The sequence below is a fragment of the Salipiger sp. IMCC34102 genome, assembly GCF_004145405.1.
Taxonomy (GTDB): domain Bacteria; phylum Pseudomonadota; class Alphaproteobacteria; order Rhodobacterales; family Rhodobacteraceae; genus Loktanella.
Window position 1 is genome coordinate 100,998 of record NZ_SELQ01000003.1, and the last position, 14,142, is coordinate 115,139.

Annotated in this window: 14 protein-coding genes; 5 read left to right on the forward strand and 9 right to left on the reverse strand. The window is 65.3% G+C overall.

The features are described from left to right. Positions 1-68: 68 nt before the first annotated feature. The 4 genes from EU805_RS08130 to EU805_RS17665 all read right to left on the reverse strand — a co-directional run bounded on the left by EU805_RS08130 (position 69) and on the right by EU805_RS17665 (position 2,785). Positions 69-491, reverse strand: a complete 423-nt coding sequence (locus tag EU805_RS08130) for an arsenate reductase family protein (protein ID WP_129763474.1) — start codon at positions 489-491, stop codon at positions 69-71. Then, positions 488-1,555 (reverse strand): ACR3 family arsenite efflux transporter, encoded by a 1,068-nt coding sequence (arsB, locus tag EU805_RS08135; protein ID WP_129763475.1) that lies wholly within the window; start codon positions 1,553-1,555, stop codon positions 488-490. Before arsB ends, EU805_RS08130 begins: the two co-directional genes overlap by 4 nt. 10 nt (positions 1,556-1,565) lie before the next feature. Continuing rightward, a complete protein-coding gene (locus EU805_RS08140; protein ID WP_129763476.1) occupies positions 1,566-1,901 on the reverse strand; it encodes a helix-turn-helix transcriptional regulator in 336 nt (111 codons plus the stop codon). A gap of 152 nt (positions 1,902-2,053) precedes the next feature. Further along, complete coding sequence (locus EU805_RS17665; RefSeq protein ID WP_129763477.1) at positions 2,054-2,785, reverse strand: hypothetical protein; 732 nt, start codon at positions 2,783-2,785, stop codon at positions 2,054-2,056. A 384-nt stretch (positions 2,786-3,169) separates the two neighbouring features. Between EU805_RS17665 and EU805_RS08150 the strand changes: the two genes are divergently transcribed. The 4 genes from EU805_RS08150 (at position 3,170) to EU805_RS17430 (ending at position 7,078) form a co-directional block, all read left to right on the forward strand. Then, positions 3,170-3,544 carry a sensory rhodopsin transducer gene (locus tag EU805_RS08150; RefSeq protein WP_129763478.1) on the forward strand — a complete coding sequence of 125 codons (375 nt, stop codon included), beginning with the start codon at positions 3,170-3,172 and terminating at the stop codon, positions 3,542-3,544. 162 nt (positions 3,545-3,706) lie between these two features. Next, entirely contained in the window at positions 3,707-4,822 is a 1,116-nt protein-coding gene (locus EU805_RS08155; RefSeq protein ID WP_129763479.1) for a L,D-transpeptidase, read from the forward strand. Between the two features lie 281 nt (positions 4,823-5,103). Beyond that, a complete protein-coding gene (locus tag EU805_RS08160; RefSeq protein WP_129763480.1) occupies positions 5,104-6,669 on the forward strand; it encodes a phospholipase D-like domain-containing protein in 1,566 nt (521 codons plus the stop codon). Between the two features lie 259 nt (positions 6,670-6,928). Then, entirely contained in the window at positions 6,929-7,078 is a 150-nt protein-coding gene (locus EU805_RS17430) for a hypothetical protein (RefSeq protein ID WP_165351914.1), read from the forward strand. A gap of 201 nt (positions 7,079-7,279) precedes the next feature. Here the strand turns inward: EU805_RS17430 and EU805_RS08165 are convergent, their stop codons facing one another. Then, complete coding sequence (locus EU805_RS08165; RefSeq protein ID WP_129763481.1) at positions 7,280-8,764, reverse strand: inorganic phosphate transporter; 1,485 nt, start codon at positions 8,762-8,764, stop codon at positions 7,280-7,282. 78 nt (positions 8,765-8,842) lie between these two features. Next, positions 8,843-9,301, reverse strand: a complete 459-nt coding sequence (locus tag EU805_RS08170) for an NUDIX hydrolase (RefSeq protein ID WP_242494098.1) — start codon at positions 9,299-9,301, stop codon at positions 8,843-8,845. A 443-nt stretch (positions 9,302-9,744) separates the two neighbouring features. On the opposite strand from EU805_RS08170, the gene EU805_RS08175 reads away from it, so the two are divergent. After that, positions 9,745-10,512, forward strand: coding sequence for a glucose 1-dehydrogenase (locus EU805_RS08175; protein WP_129763482.1), 768 nt, complete (start codon positions 9,745-9,747; stop codon positions 10,510-10,512). Between the two features lie 172 nt (positions 10,513-10,684). Here EU805_RS08175 and EU805_RS08180 read toward each other — a convergent pair whose 3' ends face one another. From EU805_RS08180 to EU805_RS08190, 3 genes are all read right to left on the reverse strand, one after another. Further along, the gene (locus EU805_RS08180) at positions 10,685-11,779 is read right to left on the reverse strand and encodes a Xaa-Pro peptidase family protein (protein WP_129763483.1); all 1,095 of its coding nucleotides are present in this window, start codon (positions 11,777-11,779) and stop codon (positions 10,685-10,687) included. A 70-nt stretch (positions 11,780-11,849) separates the two neighbouring features. Further along, on the reverse strand, positions 11,850-13,439 hold the full coding sequence (locus EU805_RS08185) for an ABC transporter substrate-binding protein (RefSeq protein ID WP_129763484.1): 1,590 nt from the start codon (positions 13,437-13,439) through the stop codon (positions 11,850-11,852). 42 nt (positions 13,440-13,481) lie between these two features. Next, a complete protein-coding gene (locus EU805_RS08190) occupies positions 13,482-14,105 on the reverse strand; it encodes a helix-turn-helix domain-containing protein (protein WP_129763485.1) in 624 nt (207 codons plus the stop codon). Positions 14,106-14,142 lie beyond the last annotated feature (37 nt).

Genomic DNA, 14,142 nt, shown 5'->3' on the forward strand with positions numbered 1-14,142 from the left:
TCCAGTGCCGTGTTTTGGGCGCTGTCCGCGGGCGTTTCGTCCGGTATTCGTGCAAAGCGGCGGCCGGGTCAGGCGACGCGGTTTCCCTCCGCGTCGATCAGCGGCGTTCCGTCTTCCTTGTTCATCGGCCCCGGCGGAATGGTGTCGAGCAGGTCCAGCACCGCCTCGCTCGGCCGGCAGAGCCGCACGCCCTTGGGGGCGCAGACGATGGGGCGGTTCACCAGGACCGGGTGTTCCAGCATCGCGTCGAGGATGGCCTCGTCCGTCACGCTGTCGTCAAGCAGGCCCAGCTCCTTCGCCGGCGATTTCGAGGTGCGCAGAGCGGTGTGCGGCGTGAGATCCGCCGCGGCAAAGAGCGCCAGAAGTTGCGGGCGTGTCCAGCCGGCCGCGAGGTAGTCGATGACCACCGGGGTCTCTCCGGACGCTTCGATGAGGGCAAGGACATTGCGGGACGTGCCGCAATCGGGGTTGTGATGGATGACGATGGTCATGATGCGCTTTCCGTTTTCGGGAACCAATGTTGTGTGCGGTTGGCGAAGGCGACGAGCGAAAGCATCACCGGCACCTCGACCAGGACGCCGACGACGGTGGCCAATGCGGCCCCGGACCCCAGTCCGAACAGGCTGATTGCGACGGCGACGGCCAGTTCGAAGAAGTTCGACGTACCGATGAGCGCGCAGGGGGCCGCGACGTTGAACGGAATGCCCCAGGCCCGTGCGGCGCCGTAGGCCACGAAGAAGATGCCGTAGGACTGGATCAGCAAGGGCACGGCGATCAGCGCGATGACGCCGGGACGATCGAGGATGACCTCGCCCTGGAAGCCGAAGAGCAGCACGACCGTCACCAGAAGGCCCATGATCGAGAAGGGTTGCACGCGGGACTTGAAATCATCGACCGCCGCTTCGCCGCCCTTGCGCACGAGGGCACGTCGGGTGAAATACCCCGCCAGCAGCGGAAGCATCACGTAAAGGCCGACCGACAGCAAAAGCGTGTCCCAAGGGACCACGATGTCCGTGACCCCCAGCAGGAAGGCGACGATGGGCGCGAAGGCGAAGACCATGATCACGTCGTTCACGCTGACCTGGACCAGCGTATAGGTCGCGTCCCCCCGCGTGAGGTTCGACCAGACGAAGACCATCGCCGTGCAGGGCGCAGCCCCCAGCAGGATCACGCCCGCCAGGTAGGCCTGCGCGTCGTCGGGGGGGATGAGACCCGCGAAGACATGGTTGAAGAACAACACGCCGAGGGCGGCCATCGTGAAGGGTTTCACCAGCCAGTTGACCACGATGGTGACCACCAGCCCCTTGGGCTTGTCGCCGACGCGTGCCAAGGCGCCGAAGTCCACGCCGACCATCATCGGGAACACCATCGCCCAGATCAGCACCGCCACCGGCAGGTTGACCGAGGCGACCTCGAGTCCTGCGAGCGCGCCGAAGAGACCGGGAAAGAGATTGCCGAGCAAAAGCCCCGCGCCGATGGCGAGCGCCACCCAGACGGAGAGCCAGCGCTCGAAAGTGCCAAGGCCCGCGGCGGCGGGAAGCGATGTATCGGTCATGGTCGTTGTCCTATCGTGGAGGGCAGGCAAGTTCGTCGAGGACGGGTTGGCACAGCTCCGGGCGCCCGGCGCAGCAGTCTTCCATCAGGAAACCCAGCAGCCCCCGCACGCCGTCCATGTCGGCGAAGTAGCGGATGCTGCGGCCTTCCCGGACGTTCCGGATCAGCCCCGCGCGCAACAGGATCGCGAGGTTCGCCGACATCGTGTTCTGCCGCACGCCCAGCGTGTCGCTGATCTCGCCGGCCGACATGCCGTCGTCGCCGGCCCTGATCAGCAGGCGGAACACGTCGAGCCGGGTCGATTGACTGAGGGCTGCGAAAGCTTCGAGAGCGGTTGTATTATCCATATATCCGGAAATATCGAAATGATATGCAATTGTCAAGCGGTTCGATCGGGCGTCGCAGGGGGCAGGGCGCGTTGTTTCCATCCTGCCAGTGTGACTGAGCGCTGCTACAGGAAGATAGGGGCCCCGGCGCGGGCCGATGGCCTGGGCCGCGCTTACGCGAAAAGAAGCAACGTGGCGTAGCCGACCAGCCCGATGGCGAAGGGCAGGAAGCGGCTTTTCCGTTCTTCCGGCAGTTCTTCCTTCAGGACGTTCAGCACGACGCCGCCGGCGAGGAAGGCGAAGAGAAATCCGATGACGATCTCGGAGACGCTGATCGTCACGCCGAGCGTCCAGCCGATCAGGACGGCGGCGGCGATGAACCAGCGTCCGCGGCGGTCGTAAAGGTCCCGGTGATCGTCCCGCATGCCGAAATCGTTGGTCACGAAATGCAGACCCATGGCCACGAAGTAGATGAAGAGCGACCACAATCCCGTCTCTTCGCGGTGCAGCAAGAGGTAGCCGATGAGCACGTTGTAGAAGCTGAACGAGACGATGTGCAGCCAGAAGACCTTCGCCTCAACGGCGTCCCCGCCGCCTTCGCTGCGCGAGCGGCTGCGCGACAGCTTGGCCGCGCGTTCGAGACCGTAGAAGATTCCGAGCCCTGCCAGTGCCACGAGATAGACCCACATCTCGGCCGTGCGTTCGTCGAGGCCCAGGCCGTCCGCGAAGGTCTGCTGATGGCTGCTCAGTTCGGGCAGGATGTGCAGGAACACATAGGCGACGGCCACCCCGCCCGCGGCGGACAGCCAGCGGCTGCGCGGCACCGCGTCGAGGAATCGCAACTTGTCGATGAAAAGGTGAATTGCCGCGAAGGCTCCGGCGAGAAAGGCAGTAAGAAGGATCATCGTTGAAAACCGGCCGGGGTGCTGGCGAGGATGCTAATTGCAAACCGCCCCGAAAGAAACCCGGCGGACGGGTGCCGCGGGACGTCACCGGGTCGGGGTCGACCTTTCTGCCATACCGGGCGCTTGTCGGCGCTCGGCCGTCTCCCGCCGCCGCCTGTTGCGTCGTCGACCGTAGGTAAGGGGAATCTGACGACGCACAACCGTCCGGAAGCATCTCGGATGATGCCGGACCGCACCGGGGTATTTAGGCGGCACGCGTGTCACGCCACGGTTGTGTCGACGGACCGGGGAAGGGCGCCTTGCCCGCGACCGACTATGCACCACCTTCGAGTGACGGGTCGCGCATTGGGCGGATCCTCAGGCACCGCGGGGGGCGGAACCGAAATGAGTTTTGCGATAGGCAAGAGATGCTGGGTGCTGGCCGACGGCTATATCCCCGCGGACAGCACCGGCGCACCGCCGGAAATGCTGAGCCACGAGGCGCTATGCATCCTCAATACCGGGTCCGATCCCGTTCGGGTCGTCCTGACACTTTACTTCGAGGACCGCGATCCAGTCGGTCCCTACGAGTTCCGGGTGGAGGGCAGGCGCACGCGGCACCAGCGGTTCAACGATCTCAGCGATCCCGCACCGGTGCCCAAGGGGATCGGCTATGCCTGCGTCCTGGAAGCCGATGCGCCGGTGGTCGTGCAACAGACGCGGCTCGATTCCCGGCAATCGGAAAACGCGCTTCTGAGTACGCTGGCGTACCCGGCCTGACGCGGGCACGCTTACCGCCTTCGGAAACGGGAGGGGCGTGTGGGGTCCCATTCAGCGACATGCGATATGCGCCAACCTGGCCCCGCTCCACGACCCGATCGAGAAAATCGGGAACTGTGACGCGCGCCTGCTGTTCACTTCCTGGATACTGAAGGAACAATCATGATGAAGCGCCCCACACTCCTCGCCACGGCTGCAGCCGTTCTGCCCATGGCCGCCTTTGCGCAGGACGCCTCCGGGCTCGACATGGCCGCTGTCGCCTACGACGGCGGCTCGTTGGAAAGCAGCCAGACCGAAGTCATCGCGGCCCTGCAGATCCTTCTGGACCGCAAGGGGATCAGTCCCGGTGTCATCGACGGGACGGACAACCCGCTGACCGAACGTGCGCTTGCGGCCTTCGAAGCGCAGCAGGGGCTCAAGGTCGATGGCGCCCTGGACAGCGGGGTCTGGTCGGCGCTGGGCGGCGAGGATGCCGAGCCTTACGTGCAGGACTACACCATCACCGCTCAGGATACTGACGTGCGGGGAGAGCCTTTCCCGGATGACTACGCGGAACTGGCGGAACTGGACTACATGGGGTTCGTCACCACGCGGGAGAAGCTCGCCGAAGAGTTTCATATGAGCGAGGATTTCCTGCAGCAGCTCAATCCCGACGCCGCCTTCTCGGAAGGGGAGACGATCCGCGTCGTGGCCCCGGGCGAGCCCGTGACCGGTTCCGTCGCGCGGATCGAGGTCCGCAAGGCGGTGGAACGCGTGGTGGCCCTGGACGAGAACGACACGGTGATCGCGAGTTACCCGGCAGTCATCGGTTCCGAGGAAAACCCGTCGCCCTCCGGCGATGTCGAAGTCACGGCGGTCGCGATCGAGCCTACCTACAGCTACCGCCCCGACGAGAACTTCCAGCAAGGCGACAACACCGAGCCGTTGACCCTGCCGCCGGGCCCGAACGGACCGGTCGGCATCGTCTGGATCGACTTGGACCAGCCCACCTATGGCATTCACGGCGCGAACGATCCGGCCCAGATCGCCGAGATGACATCGCACGGCTGCGTCCGCCTGCTGAACTGGGACGCGATGGAACTGGCCGAGATGACGCAAGCCGGCGTTCAGGTCAGCTTCGTCGAAGGGGACGGCTCCATCTCGGCGGAATCGAACGGTGCGGACCGCGAGGACAGCGGCGGCCAGACAGGCGACGCGCAACCCGGTGATGCCGATAGCTCGGACGGGTCCGACAGCGGCGATCAGTCGGACGACACCGACACTACGTCGAACGATTGAGCGTGACCGCGCCACCGGTTCATGCAGATGCAGGAACCGGTGGCGGCCATGAAATGGGGATGATTCCCCCCAAAGGCGAAAACGGTCTCGCCCGACTGTTGATGAGTGATCTGTTTGCCGATCGCGCTCGCGCCGGACGCGAGTTACCTGCCGTGCCCGGTCGGCGGGTCGCGGGACCATCTGCGATCGGCTGGCGCGGCATTGGTTGACCTTGCAAGGCAAGCCATGTTTGTCGATCGACGACCATTTCACCAGCCCGAGAGACATTCGCGGAGAACGAGATGACCCTGGACAACACATCGACCGCGCGGGACGCGCCGCGGAAGAAAGCACAGGCCGCTGACGAAGAGGATCCGTTGTTCCAACCCGGCGAGACCTGCTGGCGGATCGCGCGGGCCGACCGGATGTCCGTCATCATCGATGCGGAAACCTACTTCCGCATGTTGCGCAAGATCTTCATCCTGGCCGAAAAAGAGCTTCTGCTCATCGGCTGGGACTTCGACTTCGAGATCGAGATGCTGCCCGGGGAAAGCGACGCCGACGGCAATGCGCCGGATGGCTATCCCAACATGCTGGGGGCCTTCATCGTCAAGATCGTGGAGGAAAAGCCCGATCTGCGCGCCTACCTGCTGAAGTGGAACGGTGCCGTGCTCGCGGCGCCCGGTGCCGTCTTGCCGTCGCTCGCGCTGGACCTGTTCAGCGGTGATCACGTTCATTTTGCGCTCGACGGGCATCATCCCTTCGGGGCCTGTCATCACCAGAAGATCGTCGTGGCGGACGACACGTTCGCCTTCTGCGGCGGCATCGACATGACCGAGGACCGCTGGGATACCGCCAAGCACAAGCCGGGCGATCCGCGCCGGACCCGCAAGGACGGGACCATCGCGGGGCCGTGGCACGATGCGACCTCGGCGCTGACCGGCCCCGTGGCTGCCGCCTTGGGGGAATTGTCGCGCATGCGGTGGCACCGCGCGACCGGCGAGGAACTGACACCGCCCAAGGACACCCGCAGGATCGAGTGGCCCGACACGCTCGATATCGGGGCCGAGAACATCGACGTGGCGATCGCCCGGACGGAGCCGCCCTACAACGAAGAGCCCCTCGTCGACGAGATCGAACAGCTCTACCTGCGCAGCATCCAGGCGGCCGAGAAGAGCATCTACATCGAGTCGCAGTATTTCGCGGCCGAGAATATATGCGAGGCGCTGAACGCACGCCTGAAGGAAAAGAACGGGCCGGAGATCGTCGTCATCAACCCGCGCGAGGCCAAGTCGCAACTGGAAGACGACGCGATGCATGTCCTGCGTGGCCGCATGATCGACCGGTTGAGCGCCTCGGATCACGAGGACCGGTTCCGGATCTACTATCCCGCCAACGACGCCGACGAGCCGATCTACGTCCATGCCAAGATCTTGATCATCGACGACCGGGTGCTGCGGCTGGGGTCGAGCAACATCAACAACCGGTCCATGGGTTTCGATACCGAATGCGACGTGGCGGTCGAAGAACGCCCCGGGTTCATCGCGGGCCTGCGTCGGCAACTGCTGGCCGAACACCTGGGCATCTCGGAGGAGGTCTTCGATGCGACGTTGGCGGAAGAGGGGTCCCTGATCGGCGTGATCGAGCGGGTGAACACCTCCCGGGGCCGCGGGCTGCGCCAGATCGTGCGCAATGCCGAGACGGGCGCAGGCAGTTTCCTGGCCGATACCCGTCTTCTCGATCCACGTTACCTGCCGGGACAGGTGGCGGCCGCCGGGCGGGGATTGCGCCCGCGTCACCTTGTCGTCGGCGCAGGCCTCGCGGCACTGGCCTATCTGGGCTGGAAAGCCTGGTCGGCCCGGAAGTAACGGCGCCCGACAGGATGTCCCGGCACATGGGATGAAGGTCCGGGAAGGAGGCGCCATGACGAACGATCCACACCCGTCCGGGCGGATGGGCTGCCCATTTTCGAAGGTCGATGCGAAAGCGCGCGCGTTCGATCCGTTCGACGCGGCCGACTAGGCCGATCCCACCGAGATCCCGGGCTGGGCGCAGGCGCAGGAACCGGTCTTCTCCGCGCCGAAACTGGGTTACTGGGCCGTCACCCGCTACGATGACTTCAAGGCGGTGTTCCGCGATCCGGTGCTTGTCTCGCCGCGCAACGTGCTAAAGAAGATCTCGCCCCCCAAGTACGAGGCGCTCCACTTCCTCGGCGTGCCGGAGGACGAGATCGAGACCTCGCGGAGATTCTCGCTCGCGCATTCGGTGAACACCTGAGGGCGGCCCGTCGAACCTGTTCCGGTTGGACGGGGGGGGCGTCGCTTGACACGCGCGTCGCGGGCGGCATCGGGATCACGCCGATCCTGGCCATGACGGACCGCCTGACGGCAATCGGGGCCCGCTACGCGCTGAATGACGCGGGACGTGCGCGCCGGTCGATGGCGTTCCTGGACCGCCTGAAGCGTGACCGCGGCGCGGTCAGGACGTGAACGACATCACGACGAACAGGATTGTCCCGGACAGGATCGCGGCGGTCGGCACGGTAATGACCCAGGCCGCGATGATCGTCATGAAATGCGAGCGACGCACCAGCTTGCGGCGGCGGCGTTCCTCGGGGGCGAATTGCGGCCGGTCCGGCATGGCGAGGCGGGCCTTGCGGATCCGGCGCTCGGCGTCCCATTCGCGGTAGAAACCCACGCCGAAGACCGCCCCCACCGCGATATGCGTCGACGAGACGGGCAGGCCCAGCGCGCTTGCGACGATCACGGTGATCGCGGCCGACAGAGCCACGCAATAGGCCCGCATCGGGTTCAGCTTGGTGATCTGGCTGCCGACCATGCGGATCAGTTTCGGCCCGAACAGAAACAACCCGAACGAGATCCCGAACGCCCCGATGATCATGACCCAGAACGGAATGCTGAACGCGCTAGTGAAATCGCCCGACTGCGAAACCTGCACGATTGCCGCCAGCGGTCCCACGGCATTCGCCACGTCGTTTGCCCCGTGCGCGAAGCTCAGCAATGCCGCCGAGACGATCAGCGGAATGCCGAACAGCACCTTGAGCGACTTGTTCCTGTTTTCGAGACCCGCCGATTGACGGCGGATCACCGGGATCATGACGAGCCAGACGACGATCGCGATGAAAAGACCCATCAGCAGGGCCATCGGCAAGTCGATCTCGACGAGTTGCTTGAGACCCTTCAGCGCGAGGTAGGTCCCGAAGGCCCCCGCCATGATGCCGACGAGGATCGGGACCCAGGTGCGCGCGGCGGCGATCTTGTCGTCGCGGTAGGTGATCCGGGATTCGATCACGAAGAGAAAGAATGCCGCGATCGCCCCGCCCAGCACGGGGGAGATGACCCAGGATGCCGCGATCCCGGACATCGTGCCCCAGGACACGGCAGAGATCCCGGCGGCCGCGATTCCGGCGCCCATCACGCCGCCCACGACCGAATGGGTGGTGGACACCGGTGCGCCGATCCAGGTGGCGAGATTGACCCAGAGTGCTGCGGACAACAGCGCCGCCATCATCGCCCAGACGAAGACGTTCGCGGTGCCCATGCGCTCGGGTTCGATGATGCCCTTGGCGATGGTGGAGACGACATCGCCGCCCGCGACGAGCGCGCCAGCACTTTCGAAGATGACGGCGATCGCGATGGCCCCGCCCATCGACAGGGCGTTGGCACCGACGGCGGGTCCCATGTTGTTGGCCACGTCGTTCGCACCGATGTTAAGTGCCATGTAGGCCCCGAGGCAGGCCGCGATCACGACGATGTAGAGGTTGTTCGCCTCACCGAAGAGGAGCATCGCGGCAAGCCCCGCGACCACCACGAAGAGAACCGAGACGCCGACGCCGATCATCGGGCGGCCGACACGGCTGGTGGCCGTCTCGAGGTTGGAATACCGGGCCAGGTCACGATCCAGCGTGTCGAGGTGGCGCGGATCGCCGTCGGCGTTGGTCATCTGATGTCCCCTTGTCTGGCGGTCAGCCTTGTCGAGCTTGTTTGCGGATGCATGGTGCGCGCCTTCGTGTCCAGACCGCTACTGGTCGCGAATGATCGCCTTGAGTTCCGGTTCCTGCACCATTTCGGCGGCCTGTTCGGCGCTCACCCATGTGCGCTTGCGTTCGACGGCTTCGGGAAATTCGTCGGCCATGCGGTCCACGGCGACGGAATAGACGAGCGTCTCCACCGGAAAGGCAAATCCGTGATCGCGATACTTGTCGTAAGTATAGCTGCCGATCGGCTGGTCGGAGGCGCGGCCCGCCCTCACGCCGGCTTCCTCCCAGGCTTCGCGCAGGGCGGTCTGGTTGGAGCTCAATCCCCGGATCGGCCAGCCTTTGGGGATGATCCACCGACCCGTGCCGCGGCTTGTGACGAGCAGATACTCGCGCGCCGCGCCCTCGCCGCGGTGGCACAGGGCGGCCATCTGCAGACGCTTGGGCCTGCGGAAGAAAAGCGCCAGGAATGCGCCAAGGGTCGACAGCTTGGGGAAGCGCATCTCGAAAATCGCTCGCCGTTCATTCTCTTGAGTGACACGTCCTTAGTGCAAAGGCGCAAGGGGTTCAATTCCGCGACCCGCGCCCGCGCGCAAGCGTGACGGGTCGCGAACCAGCACTCTTGTCGCGGCGGTAGCCCCCGGACCCGCCGCCATTCTTGCGGAAGCGTATGCGCTCGTGCCGCACTACCTCGCTGATCGCGATCTGCCGGAGCCCCCGCATGATCGAGGCAGCAAGCCAACCAAGGGATCGCCAGCTGAAGCGCTCGCGCCATCTTCTCCGCCTCTCCCTTCGAAAATTCCGTCAATCGGGTCGATGTGCGAAAAACGCGATCCGGGTGTTCGACTTTGGGGGTTAGGTCATCGGCCGACGTGATTAGTTGCAAGGTATCGGCGCGGACGTGGTCCTCGCGGACAAGCCCAGGAATAAAGAAGGAATGAGCATCATGAAGCGTTTTGAAGACAAGGTCGTGATCGTCACGGGCGCAGCTTCGGGTCTCGGTGAGGCGACGGCGGAGCGTCTGTCGCAGGAGGGCGCGAAACTTGCTCTCGTGGATCTCAACGAAGAGGCGCTGACCGCTCTGGCGGACAAGCTGGGCGGCGACGTCCTGACGGTGAAGGCAGACGTGGCCTCGCTCGACGATGTGAAATCCTACGTGGCCAAGACGATGGACAAGTTCGGTCGCATCGACGGCTTCTTCAACAATGCCGGGATCGAGGGAAAGCAGAACCTGACCGAGGATTTCGGCGCCGACGAGTTCGAGAAGGTCGTCTCGATCAACCTAGATGGCGTGTTCTACGGCATGGCGGAAGTCCTGAAGGTGATGCGTGAACAAGGCTCCGGCGCGATCGTGAACACCGCCTCCGTCGGTGGCATTCGCGGGGTCGGCAACCAGTCCGGCTACGCGGCCAGCAAGCACGGCGTCGTGGGGCTGACCCGCAACAGCGCGGTCGAATACGGCCAGTACGGCATCCAGATCAACGCCATCGCGCCCGGTGCGATCATGACGTCCATGGTCGAAGGGTCGCTGCGCCAGATGGGCGGCGACGATTGGGAGAAGGCGGGGGAGGAACTGGTCTCCGCCAACCCGATGAAGCGGTTCGGCAAGCCCGAGGAAGTCGCGGCCCTGACGGCCTTCCTGCTGTCCGGCGAAGCCCCCTTCGTCAACGGGGCCGTGGTCAACATCGACGGCGGACAGTCCTACAAGTACTGACGCGCTCCGATCGGCGAAGAGACGCGTATTCAGGACACGTCCTGCCGAGGGGGCAGGCCCGAGCATTTCGGGCCTGCTCTCGTCCCGGGGCCCGATCTCCGCGTCAACCGAAAGCACGAAACGCGCGCCGGGGTCCGGCGCGCGTTTGCGTTCAGTCGAGCGGGGCTTCGGCTTAAATCCGCGGCAGTTCGGAGAAGATCTCCGGCCCGTCCTCGCGCAGGATGACGATCTCTTCCAGTCGCAGGCCGAACTTGCCGTCGAGGTAGATGCCCGGCTCGATCGAGAAGACGTTGCCTGCCTCCAGCGCCACGTCGGAGGTGCCGGTGATGTATGGCGGTTCGTGCAGGTCGATCCCCAGGCCGTGACCGACCCGGTGGGGGAAGTGATCGCCGTAGCCGCCTTTGGTGATGACGTCGCGCGCGGCGGCATCGACGGCGCGGGCCGGGGCGCCGACCTTCGCCGCGGACAGCGCGGCCTGCACCGCCATCTCGACCAGGTCGCGGACCTTCAGGAACTCCGGGTCCGGGTCGGATCCGAACCAGCGGCAGCGCGTCATGTCCGAGGGGTATCCGTTCAGCACGCAGCCGGTGTCGATGAGCACCGCCATGTTCTCGGCCAAGGCGGTCTGGCCGGGGTGGTGGTGCGGGAAGGCCCCGTTCTCGCCGAAGCAGACGGAGCAGAACGCGGTGCCGGCACCGTTGGCCTTGTAGTGCTGCGCGATCAGGTCGACGACCTCGACCTCTGTCATGCCAGGGGTGAGGGCGGCGAAGGCCGCCTCCACCGCGGCGTCGTTGAGCAGATGGGACGCCTTGATGCGCGCGGCCTCCTCGTCGTCCTTGCGGGTCCGCAGAAGGCCGACAGTGTCTCCGGTGAAACGTCGGCGCGGCGCCTCGAGGCTGTCCAGCAGCAGCAGCGCGAAGTCGGCGCGCATCGTCTCGTCGATGACGACGGACAGGCCGGGGCGGCGGGCGTCGCTGGCGTCCAGCAGCGCGTCGAGTGCGGCCCGGGGGCCATCGGCATCGCTCCAGGTGAAGAGGGGCAGGGAGGTGACCTGGCCCGCCATGGCCGCGTTCAGCGCGGGCATGAGGATGCCCGCGTGATCAGCACCGATCACCAGCATGACGGGCCGCTCGTCGCCGTGCGGGTTCAACCCGGTCAGCCAGGTCATGTGGCTGGACGGCCCCAGCACCACCAGGTCGGTATCGGTCTCCTTCATACGGGCGCGCAGTCGGGACAGCCGCGTTTCGGCCTGCATCGGATCGGACATGTCGGTCTCCTTCAAAGAAACGGGCCGCCGGCGCACCGGCGACCCCATGGTCTTGCGGATGGTGGGCGGATTATTCCTTCTCGACCAACCGGTAGTAGACGAAGTCGGACGTGGCCCCATTCACGTAGCCCGAAACATCGGCGCCCATCGCCACCTCGTAGGAGGCCTGGAACATGATCACGATGGGAGAGCTTTCCTGCACCTTGGCCTGCAGGTCACGATACATGTCGAGGCGCGCCTCGGGATCGCTTTCCGACAAGGCGGCCATGGTCTGCTCGTTCATCTCGTCCGGCACGGCCCAGGCGTTCCGCCACGTGGTCGTGGCCTGGTAGTTCTCGTCCGAGTTGTCGGAGTTGTAGGCGAAGGCCTTGGCGTTGGAATGCGGGTCCATGAAGTCCGGGCCCCAATAGAGCAGCATCGCCTCGTGGGTCCGCTCGCGGTACTTGGTGATGACCTGCGCGCCGGTGCCTGGCAAGATCTCGAACTCGATGCCTGCGTCCGCGAAGCTCGCCTGCAGCGATTGCGCCATGTCGGTGAAGGGGGCCGCGTTGATCACGTCGAGCGTCACCTCGATCGGGGTCTCGACACCGGCTTCCTCGAGGATCTGGCGTGCCCGCTCGGGATCGTAGGTGAAGGGCGTCTCGTCGTAGGAGCCGGGGAAACCCTTCGGCCAGAAGGCCTGGTGGACCTCCATCTGGCCGTTGATGATCGTGTCGGTCATCCCGGTGTAGTCGACGAGGTAGCGCGCGGCCTCCCAGACGGCCGGGTCGGTCAGGCTGTCCGTCTTCTGGTTGAACGACAAGAAGTGCACGGCAGCCTGCGGGAAGGTCTCGACCTTCACGTCATCGCCCGAAAGCGACGCGATCTGATCGGGCGTCAGGTTGCGCGCCATGTCGATGTCGCCCTGTTCCAGCAAAAGCTGCTGGGTGGCGGCTTCGGCCACGTGGCGGATGATCACCTGCGACATCTCGGGCGCGCCCTTGAAGTAATCCGCGTTCGCGGCCATGCGCACCATCTGGCCCGGCGTGTAGGCGGTCAGCTCGAACGGGCCGGAGCCCGCCGAATTGGCGTTCAGCCAGGCGTTGCCCATGTCGCCGTCGACCTCGTTCTCCATCACGAGCGCCTTGTCGACGATGGAGGCCGGGCGCGCGGCCAGCACGTTCAGCACGAAGGCGGGCGAGAAGTCGCCTTCGTAGCGCACCGTGACCGTGTTGCCCTCGGCGGTGATCATGTCGTCCACGTTCTCGGGCGTCCAGCCAAGCTGCGCCAGGATGAAGGCCGGCGTCAGGTTCAGCTTGATGACCCGCGACAAAGAGAAAAGCACGTCCTCGGCCCGGACGGGGTTGCCGGAGGTGAAGACCGCGTCGTCGCGCAGGGTGAAGGTGATCGTCTTCGCCTCGGCGTCGGTGGTCCAGTCGGTCGCGATGCCGGGGGCCAGCACGGTGGGGTCTTCCGCGTCGTACTGCACGAGGCGGTCGTAGAGGTTGGTGACCAGTTCGCCAGAGGTGAACTCGTAGGCTTGCGCGGGGTCGATCGCGACGATGTCGTCGATGTTCTGCGCGATGACGAGCGCGTCGTCCGGCGTGTCGGCCAGGGCGCCCGTGCCCATCATGGGCCAGGCGAGCGCCGATGCGAGCAGCGCGGGTTTCAACATGTTCATGGGACTCTCCTTGTTGGTTTCGTTGCACCGGGATGGCGTGGATCAGCTGTCCAGCTGCGCCATTTCCGGCAGTCTTATCCCGCCCTTGCGATTCAGCACGGCCAGGGTTCCCGTCCAGAGGATCCGGACGGGCTTGTCGGTGGGGTTGGTCCAGGAATGCGGTCGCAGCCCGCTGTAGTGCAGGCTGTCGCCCGCCTTCATCGTGATGACCTCTCCGTCGAGCATCTGTTCGATCTCGCCGTCGAGGATGTAGATGATCTCTTCGCCGTCGTGGCTGACCACTTCGGAGACGTATCCGACGGGCACATGCAGGATATAGCTCGACAGTTCGGCGCCGGGGAAATCCGCGGCCAGGTTCTCGTAGCCGATGGAAGAGTCGTTCAGCGAGAACTGCGGCCGGGTGTCCGCCCGGGTCAGGCTGTCGGCGGGGACGGGGGTGGCGACGAAATATTCCAGCGTCACGTCGAGTGCCGCCGCGATCTGCGCCAGCGTTCCCAAGGAGGGGGTGGCATTGTCGCGTTCCACTTGGCTGAGGTAGCCGACGGACACGCCCGCCGTGTCGCAAAGCGCCTGCAGCGTCAGCCCCAGCTGCTTGCGCCGCTTGCGGATCAGCGGCCCGAGCGGACGGTCGGCCTTGTGTCTGCCCTGTCTTTCACCCTGCGCCATCGCGCGTCCTTCCTGCGGCTGTCCAGGCAAGGCTACA

What these genes read in the sequence shown, in the direction of transcription:
- EU805_RS08130 (WP_129763474.1), bottom strand. Translation starts at nt 491, where the DNA reads ATGACCATCGTCATCCATCACAACCCCGATTGCGGCACGTCCCGCAAT.
- arsB (WP_129763475.1), bottom strand. Translation starts at nt 1,555, where the DNA reads ATGACCGATACATCGCTTCCCGCCGCCGCGGGCCTTGGCACTTTCGAG.
- EU805_RS08140 (WP_129763476.1), bottom strand. Translation starts at nt 1,901, where the DNA reads ATGGATAATACAACCGCTCTCGAAGCTTTCGCAGCCCTCAGTCAATCG.
- EU805_RS17665 (WP_129763477.1), bottom strand. Translation starts at nt 2,785, where the DNA reads ATGATCCTTCTTACTGCCTTTCTCGCCGGAGCCTTCGCGGCAATTCAC.
- EU805_RS08150 (WP_129763478.1), top strand. Translation starts at nt 3,170, where the DNA reads ATGAGTTTTGCGATAGGCAAGAGATGCTGGGTGCTGGCCGACGGCTAT.
- EU805_RS08155 (WP_129763479.1), top strand. Translation starts at nt 3,707, where the DNA reads ATGATGAAGCGCCCCACACTCCTCGCCACGGCTGCAGCCGTTCTGCCC.
- EU805_RS08160 (WP_129763480.1), top strand. Translation starts at nt 5,104, where the DNA reads ATGACCCTGGACAACACATCGACCGCGCGGGACGCGCCGCGGAAGAAA.
- EU805_RS08165 (WP_129763481.1), bottom strand. Translation starts at nt 8,764, where the DNA reads ATGACCAACGCCGACGGCGATCCGCGCCACCTCGACACGCTGGATCGT.
- EU805_RS08170 (WP_242494098.1), bottom strand. Translation starts at nt 9,301, where the DNA reads ATGCGCTTCCCCAAGCTGTCGACCCTTGGCGCATTCCTGGCGCTTTTC.
- EU805_RS08175 (WP_129763482.1), top strand. Translation starts at nt 9,745, where the DNA reads ATGAAGCGTTTTGAAGACAAGGTCGTGATCGTCACGGGCGCAGCTTCG.
- EU805_RS08180 (WP_129763483.1), bottom strand. Translation starts at nt 11,779, where the DNA reads ATGTCCGATCCGATGCAGGCCGAAACGCGGCTGTCCCGACTGCGCGCC.
- EU805_RS08185 (WP_129763484.1), bottom strand. Translation starts at nt 13,439, where the DNA reads ATGAACATGTTGAAACCCGCGCTGCTCGCATCGGCGCTCGCCTGGCCC.
- EU805_RS08190 (WP_129763485.1), bottom strand. Translation starts at nt 14,105, where the DNA reads ATGGCGCAGGGTGAAAGACAGGGCAGACACAAGGCCGACCGTCCGCTC.